1 protein-coding gene is annotated in these 839 nt (G+C 67.7%); it reads right to left on the bottom strand.

All coding sequences use genetic code 11. The features are described 5' to 3' along the window. A partial coding sequence (locus tag CCN37_RS38480) for a hypothetical protein (protein ID WP_210408430.1) occupies positions 1-598 on the bottom strand: 598 nt, incomplete at its 3' end. Positions 599-839 lie beyond the last annotated feature (241 nt).

Genomic DNA, 839 nt, shown 5'->3' with positions numbered 1-839 from the left:
ACTTCGCGGCGCCGCGCAGCGCGTAGGCCAGGGACCGGCCGGAGCCGAAGTCCACGGAGGCCAGCTGCCGGTCGGCGGCGGTCGGCGCGAACTCGACGTCGAGGGAGTTGGCGGTCTGCTGGAGACGGCCGTCCTTGTCCTCGGTCAGGCTCGTGTCGATCGGCTTCCAGGTGCCGTCGGACGCCTTGAAGTTCGCCCGGCCGGTGTAGTGGCGGACGGTCGTCGAGCCGTCGGCGTTGACGAAGTAGTCCGAGGTCGCCGTGGACTTCTTCGCGTCACGCCTGCTGGTGCGCGGGTCGAAGCTGTTCTTGCCGCCCGGCGCCTTGCCGGTGGTGACGTCGGCGGGGTCGTCGGTCTCGCGCGCGAAGGGGGGCAGTTCGCCCTTGCCCTTGCCCGGCTTGCGACCGGCCTCGCCCTCGTTGCTGGTGGACGCCGCGGAGGCCTTGTGGCTCTTGCCGCGGGCGGTGCCGCCCTGCTGGTCGGGGGTGTCGAGCGGGTTCTTGTTCAGCCAGCTCCACATGCCCGAGAGGGAGAGCTCGGGCATCTTCACCGGTTCGAGCGTGACGCCCGCGGCGACCGCCGATTCGGTGGAGACCATGAGGAACATGGATATGAGGACGGAAAGAGCCGTAGCCCTCCACCTTCGCCTGCCGGTGCGACCCGGTGGCTGTGGTCGAGGGCTACGGACCCGGCGTACGTGCATGGGTCGGCCTTTACTCACAAGATGCTTACAAAGCTTCGCGAGACTGCCCCATGACCGTTCACCAGCTCCACGCAGGGTGTCGGTTTTTACCTCTGCTTTACTGTACGGAAGGAACCCTTCCGGACCTTTCCGACTC

This window comes from Allokutzneria sp. NRRL B-24872 (genome assembly GCF_002155965.1).
Classification (GTDB): Bacteria; Actinomycetota; Actinomycetes; order Mycobacteriales; family Pseudonocardiaceae; genus Allokutzneria.
Note: the sequence above shows the minus strand (reverse complement) of the source record. Positions and strands in the feature narration are given on the sequence as shown.